Source organism: Paenibacillus sp. P2(2022), from assembly GCF_029522175.1.
Lineage (GTDB): Bacteria > Bacillota > Bacilli > Paenibacillales > Paenibacillaceae > Paenibacillus > Paenibacillus polymyxa.
Genome location: NZ_JAKWFI010000004.1, coordinates 552,252 through 559,301 on the forward strand (window position 1 = coordinate 552,252; position 7,050 = coordinate 559,301).

Here is a 7,050-nt window from a genome sequence, read left to right on the forward strand (position 1 = left end):
CGATATACTTTCCCAGCATAATCGTGATGGATTTCGGCTCCAACATGTGTACCTAATTAAATTGTACCTAAAGTTCATTTTTTATCGACAATACACTTCATAGTTTAACAATTCCCTACACCCTGTGTCAACTTGAAAACGAACATTGTCATAATGATACAATTTAATGTTCGTGTTTAACAAAAACCAAGCCCTTTATATGCATACCTCAGGACTATTGTATTACATTTAGCTATCACTCTACCTACACTGGTAACGGCCAGCAATACATCTTTCCAACAAAAATAAAAAGCCGGCACTTCCTGTACAGGTAGTGATCCGACTTTTGCTTTTTACTTCGTTATTTTACGACCAGCACGGGGATACGTGCATGCTGCACCACATTGTGACTTACGCTACCTAATACAAATTCACGAATACCACCCAATCCGCGACTGCCAATCACAATCACATCGAAGCCATTCTCATTGGCATAATCCAAAATGACTTCGGCCGGCGAACCTTGAATCAGCTCTACCTTGGCGTCTACACCTTGCTCAGCAAGCCGCTTTTTAACTTCATCCGTAGTTTGCTCAGCCAAATCATAATACTCTTTATTCACCGAAGCTGGAATTGGAGCCAAACCTTCGCCCATAAAAATCCGCGGGAAATCGAATGCTGTCACTACCTCAAGCTTCGAGGAGGGTGATGCCTTCACCAATTCAGCCGCCTTCAATAAAGCTTTGTTGGAAGCATCCGAACCGTCATAAGCAAGCAATACTTTTGAAAATAGCATAATACGCACCTCTTCCGAATTCAGTTTGTTAAATCAAAGCCTGAAATTATGTATTCCTGTGGTTGTTCACTTCATACATCATGTAATGGCTGAGAATAGCCTTCTCAATCATCATTGAACTTCCCTATGAGAAGCTAAACTCCCAGCCTTAGCGTAAAAAATACCCATAGAGCAATGCGTTAATGAATAGCAACACAGGAATACCTAATCTGAAGGTCATATGCCGTGTTTTATGGCGTTTGCGGTACATCGCAATGAGTACACCCAATGCGCCCCCGATCAGGGCCAGCAAAAACAACGTCCGTTCAGGTACACGATCACGGTGTTTACGTGCTCTCTTTTTATCTTCCGACATTACCAGATAGCCTACTGCATTAATGAACAGTAGCCATACCAACAAGCCTGTCTGCAATGTCTCTCCTCCTTTTGCACACCGTACCAGTTTCAGGTATTAGGACTTATATAGGGCTCTCTTCTTCATTATAACCTCACCCCTTTTATAGAAACAACGCCTTCTCTGACTGGGAAAACGTTTTTGCGGAAATAGTAACGGTGTATGAGGGCAATTCCCGAGTGCATTTATTTTGTCTTAAAGGAGGAACTACGATGGAAAGCACCCATGAATACGTTGAAAAGCTACGAGAAAATGCAAAAAAGGCAGAACGTAACCGTAAACAAGGAAAAGGAACTCCCAGCGCTAGCTTGCCAACAAAACAGCATAGCAAAAACCCCTGATCATGGAATCTGTATTCAACTGTAGAACCATGTAAATACCGTAAAACATCAACTCCACCTTGTCACTCTCATTAAATGAAATTAAAGGTACACTCAGTTGTTCACCTTTTATCAAAAACAACAAGCAGACTCCTTATGAGTTTTCTGCTTGTTGTTTTCTTTTATAATTATTTTCCATTTAGCTGTATTTAAAGCGATTACATATATAAAAACGAGTTTTAAAGTTATATTTTCTAACATATATATTGACTAAAAACGATTTTACACCCTATAATGCGTGATATTAACGTAATTCGACAAAATATTTGTCAGTTAATCTATCATTAATATTTCAAGGTTTAAGATTGGAGAGGAGCTTTATATGACTAACATGAAAAAAATGACAATGATTCCCCTGTTGGCCGGCTTTATTCTCGGAAGTACCTTATGGAGTGGTGGATTTACTGCTAACGCTGCGGCAGCAGCTACAACCAGCACAACGGTATCTACTTCTAACACTACAACTTCAGACAAATCTGAAAATCCACAAACTAATCATTTACCCAATATTAAAATACTAGCCACAGGAGGGACCATTGCAGGGTCATCCTCCGTCAACACGGATACAACTGGCTACAAAGCAGGCGCATTAGGTGTTGAAACCTTAATCAATGCCGTTCCTGAGATGAAAAGTATTGCAAATGTCAGTGGTGAGCAAGTGGTTAACGTGGGTAGCCCCGATGTTAATAATGAAATCCTCTTAAAACTTGCCAAACGCACCAACGAACTGCTTGCCAGAGACGATGTAGACGGTATTGTCATTACCCATGGTACAGATACATTGGAAGAAACGGCATACTTCCTTAACCTTGTCGTTAAGAGCGATAAGCCTGTAGTTGTTGTTGGCTCTATGCGCCCAGCTACTGCCATCAGTGCCGATGGTCCATTCAACCTTTATAATGCTGTAAAAGTTGCCGGAGCTTCGGCCTCCAAAGGCCAAGGTGTACTCGTATTGCTGAACGATCGCATCGGTGCAGCAAGATACATCACAAAAACGAACACAACTGCAGTCGATACGTTCAAGTCTGTGGAGCAGGGCTACCTTGGAGCTGTAGTGGGCGATCAAGTATACTACTACAACAAATCCACTCATAAGCATACGACTTCTTCTGTATTCGACGTCTCTAATCTCACCCAACTGCCGCAAGTAGATATTCTATACGAGTATCAAAACAACGGTCGCTACCTGTATGATGCTGCCGTAGCAGCTGGCGCCAAGGGCATAGTGGTCGCTGGTTCCGGTAATGGTTCCTTATCCAAGACCTCCTCAGAAGGCGCAGAGGCCGCAGGCAAAAAAGGAGTTATTATTGCCCGCTCCAGCCGCGTAGGAAGTGGAGTTGTGTCCCCATCGACAAAAGACGCAGCATCGAACTTTGTGTCCACCGATTCGCTCAATCCGCAAAAAGCACGGATTTTACTCATGCTCGCTTTGACCCAGACGCATGATGTTAATCAAATCCAATCTTTCTTTAATGAATACTAAGGGCAGTTATTCCAAACCAAATAAATATAACTTCATTATTATAAAAAAGAAGCAGCAGTTACGGTTGACCACCGTACTGCTGCTTCTTTTATGCAAGACAATGTCTGGCACCCATAACGATTACATCTGGTATCCAAACGTCTTGGTCTTATACAGCCATTCGTTTTCCCTTACAGGTAGCATTAAGACTGCTGTTTGGGAATCCCATTCAAGCTTGGAGGATATTTAGCTTGCTTCTCTGGATGAGCAGCGATTTCTTCCTCCAGTATACTTGATTTATTTTGCTGATTATTGATTTTAAGCGGCTTATGTTTGGGCATAAATACTCACCTCCTCGGATTACCATGCCAAGGAGTAAGCTTTTTTATACCGACATACGCCTGCTAATTGTGTAGCTTGAAGCACGCTCTGGCAATCTTTATTCGCCCTGCTTTTGCTCCATTGCTGCTTTTAGCAAATCACCCAAGCTGGAGCCAAAAGATTCCTTCTTTTCAAACTGTTTTACCAGCTTTTGTTGTTCCCGCTTGTTTACCCGTTGCTTGTCCTTATCTAGCGTCTCCGTAATGCCACAGGATAAGCATCTTACATACAAACCTGCCTTGCCCTCTTTCATTTCCATTTTCTTATGACACTGCGGACAACGTCGATTGGACAAGCGTTTTTCGCCTGAACGACGGTAACCGCAATCCGCACTTGGACATACAAGAAACTTTCCTTTCTTCCCTTTCTTCTCCAACAACTTTGTACCACAATCCGGACAATGGCTATTCGTTACGTTATGGGGCTTGTACTCAGCGCTGCTATTTTTCACAGTAGAAACCAATTCTTTCGCCATAGCACGGATAGAATTCAAAAATGGCTCAGGTTGTCCTTGACCACGGGCGATCCGTTCTAACTCCGCTTCCCATTGTGCCGTCAATTCGGGCGTTCGCAGCTGTGGAGCCGCCAGTTCGATCAGTTGCTTGCCTTTGCCAGTTGGATGCATCACGTTCCCCTGGCGCTCTATCGTATCCGAGCTGACGAGTTTCTCGATCAGATCCGCACGGGTGGCTGGAGTACCCAGGCCATGCTTTTCCATCTGAGCCAGCAGGGCTGCTTCTGTATACCGCTTCGGCGGCATTGTTCGTCCAGCTCGTACAATACAACGCTGCAATTGGACGGAGTCTCCTTTTTTCAGCTCAGGCAAAATAACGCCCCGTCCATTACTTTCACGGTCATCTGTCTCTTCCTCGTCCAATTCATAATGACTTTCGTCATACACAGCACGCCAACCGCTATCTTTTATGGTTGTACCTTTTGCCTGAAATGTTTCCTGCCCCACCATGACCGATACAGCTACAGCATCATAACGTGCAGGTGGGTAGAACAGACTGATAAAACGGCGTGCAATCAGATCATACAGCTTACGCTCCTCTGGGCTTAACTGATTAAGCAATAACGTCTGCTCAGTAGGAATAATCGCATGGTGATCTGTGACTTTACTGTCATCTACAACTCGTTTTGTGATTGGCAATTTGTTACGCAATAGCGGACGTGCTAAAGAAGCATACGGACCCACGGCTACGCTACTGAGCCTTTCCTTAAGGGAATCCACCATATCGGAGGTAAGATAACGACTGTCTGTACGTGGATAAGTCACCAGCTTATGCTGCTCATATAGACGCTGAAGAACATTAGACGTCTGCTTGGCCGAGAAGCCGTAGCGCTGGTTAGCATCTCTTTGCAGCTCAGTTAGGTCATACGCGAGCGGGTGAGGCTCGCTTTTTTCACTTTTTTTAACACTCACAACTGTACCTTTGGCCCCCTCAAGCCTGCGGCGCAAAGTCTCTGGCTGAGTACGGTCAAACATACGTGAATCCCCATTTTCTGCACGCCATGTTGCCTGAAAATGACCAAAATCCGCCGTCAACGTATCATATTCTTGAGAACGAAACTGGGTGATCTCTTTCTCACGTTCCATAATCATCCCCAGTGTCGGTGTCTGTACTCTTCCAGCCGAAAGCTGGGCGTTATAACGAACCGTTAACGCGCGGGTTACATTGAGACCAATCATCCAGTCTGCTTCAGCCCTACAGCGAGCCGATTCATATAAACGATCAAACTGCTGGCCAGGCAATAATTTCGCGAAACCTGCCTTAATTGCCTTATCCGTCTGCGAGGAAATCCATAAACGCCGGAAAGGCTTTCTCCAGTTTGCCATTTGTATAATCCAACGCGCCAACAATTCTCCTTCACGAGCAGCATCTGTTGCCACGATAAGTTCTCCAATGTCCTGTCGTTTCATCAGCTGCTGTACAGCTTTGAACTGATGATTGCTCTCCCGCAATACCTTTAACTTGGAGTTCTTCGGAAGAATGGGCAAGTCCTCCAAGTTCCAATTCGCATACTTAGAATCGTAATCCTCAGGCTCTGCTAATCCGACCAAATGACCCAAAGCCCATGTCACTACATACTTAGGTCCTTCTATATAACTTTTATGCTTCTCACGGCTGCCCATCACACGTGCAATCTCTCTGGCCACGGATGGTTTTTCTGCCAATACCAATACCTTCATGTTACGCTCCTTTCTCTCATAATGTTAATTATACCATCCTGCCATCTTACGATAAATCTAACGCGAACCAACGTCTCTTTATTAACACGATCTTTACACACTATTACTATTGCTCATGCATTAGTTAGCAGCTTACAAATCAGGCACACTCCATTTTAATAACAGACCCGCATACGTCAGGCCTCCCCCGAACCCATATAACACCACATGTTGTCCATATCTTAAACGCCCATCATCCAATCCACACTGTAAAGCCAACGGAATGGACGCCGCCGAAGTGTTGCCATAAAACTCTACACTCGTCAGCGTCTTTTCTAAAGGTACTGCACTCTTTTCACATATGGACTCAATCATTCTCAGATTAGCGCTATGAGGTACAAACCAGTCAAGATCCTCTTTCCCCATATTTGCCTTATCCATTAATCGCTCGATTCCTGCTGGGACAGAACGTACAGCCCATTTATAAACCTCACGTCCATTTTGAGCGATAAAACCATTATCTTGCAGCTTCTCTCCATCCAAATAGTTAGATAATCCTGCGCGATAAAGATGTGCTCCTCCTTGCCCAAAGGTTCCTATATCTGAAGTCAAAAACGACCCTTCATCCTCGTCATATTCAACAAGTGCAACCCCTGCTCCATCTCCAAAAAGAACACATGTCGTCCGGTCCGTATAATCTGTAATTTTGGATAATGTTTCGGCTCCAATCACTAGAACCTTGCGATGTAGACCACCCGTAATCAGACCATTTGCCAAATGAAGTCCATAGGCAAAGCCTGCACATGCAGCACTAACATCCATTGACCCTGTATTGGGAATATTAAAATAAGCCTGAATACGGGAAGCCGTACTTGGAAAATAGTAATCAGGTGTACTCGTCGCTACAATGATCATGTCAACATCGTCCACATTTACGTTATAAAGGTTAACCATACGTTTAATAGCTTGTATACATAAATCAGATACATACTGATCTTCGGCCGCGATTCGTCGTTCCCGCATACCCGTTCGTTGTACAATCCACTCGTCACTAGTCTCCACAAGCTTCTCCAAGTCGGCGTTCGTCAAAATCCGTTCAGGTACATAAGTGCCAAGGGCCGTTAACTTTGCTTTTGAATTCAACAATCTGATCACTCTCCTTTATAATCCTTATTCATATTATAACACCAGATACTAATACCTGGTGCTAATTTTCTTCAAAAAATGTCTATCTATTTACTAGCTAATATCCACAGATTCAGTCGAACTTATAACTAACTTAAACTAATTAAAAATTCTACTGATATTTAACACAAAAAAGGACCATGATCTCAAAAAGATCATGGTCCTTTTTACTCGTTGCTTGGCAACGTCCTACTCTCCCAGGACCCTGCGGTCCAAGTACCATCGGCGCTGGAGGGCTTAACGGTCGTGTTCGGGATGGGTACGTGTGGAACCCCTCCGCTATCGCCACCAAACATGAAT

General features: G+C 43.9%; 7 protein-coding genes and 1 rRNA gene. 2 read left to right on the top strand and 6 right to left on the bottom strand.

All coding sequences use genetic code 11. The features are described from left to right. Positions 1-340: 340 nt before the first annotated feature. A complete protein-coding gene (locus MMB75_RS16815; RefSeq protein ID WP_013369465.1) occupies positions 341-775 on the bottom strand; it encodes a universal stress protein in 435 nt (144 codons plus the stop codon). A gap of 148 nt (positions 776-923) precedes the next feature. After that, positions 924-1,187, bottom strand: coding sequence for a DUF1294 domain-containing protein (locus MMB75_RS16820; RefSeq protein WP_016819762.1), 264 nt, complete (start codon positions 1,185-1,187; stop codon positions 924-926). A 194-nt stretch (positions 1,188-1,381) separates the two neighbouring features. Between MMB75_RS16820 and MMB75_RS16825 the strand changes: the two genes are divergently transcribed. Beyond that, positions 1,382-1,510 (top strand): DUF4023 family protein, encoded by a 129-nt coding sequence (locus tag MMB75_RS16825; protein WP_013369463.1) that lies wholly within the window; start codon positions 1,382-1,384, stop codon positions 1,508-1,510. Positions 1,511-1,871: 361 nt separating this feature from the next. Continuing rightward, a complete protein-coding gene (locus MMB75_RS16830) occupies positions 1,872-3,032 on the top strand; it encodes a type II asparaginase (RefSeq protein ID WP_019686167.1) in 1,161 nt (386 codons plus the stop codon). Between the two features lie 182 nt (positions 3,033-3,214). Here MMB75_RS16830 and MMB75_RS16835 read toward each other — a convergent pair whose 3' ends face one another. The 4 genes from MMB75_RS16835 to rrf all read right to left on the bottom strand — a co-directional run bounded on the left by MMB75_RS16835 (position 3,215) and on the right by rrf (position 7,043). Then, entirely contained in the window at positions 3,215-3,352 is a 138-nt protein-coding gene (locus tag MMB75_RS16835) for a hypothetical protein (RefSeq protein WP_016819760.1), read from the bottom strand. Positions 3,353-3,450: 98 nt separating this feature from the next. Continuing rightward, positions 3,451-5,586 carry a DNA topoisomerase III gene (locus MMB75_RS16840; protein WP_277509085.1) on the bottom strand — a complete coding sequence of 712 codons (2,136 nt, stop codon included), beginning with the start codon at positions 5,584-5,586 and terminating at the stop codon, positions 3,451-3,453. A 132-nt stretch (positions 5,587-5,718) separates the two neighbouring features. Continuing rightward, complete coding sequence (locus MMB75_RS16845) at positions 5,719-6,711, bottom strand: ketoacyl-ACP synthase III (protein WP_019686165.1); 993 nt, start codon at positions 6,709-6,711, stop codon at positions 5,719-5,721. 215 nt (positions 6,712-6,926) lie between these two features. After that, positions 6,927-7,043, bottom strand: a 5S ribosomal RNA gene (rrf, locus tag MMB75_RS16850). Positions 7,044-7,050: the final 7 nt, after the last annotated feature.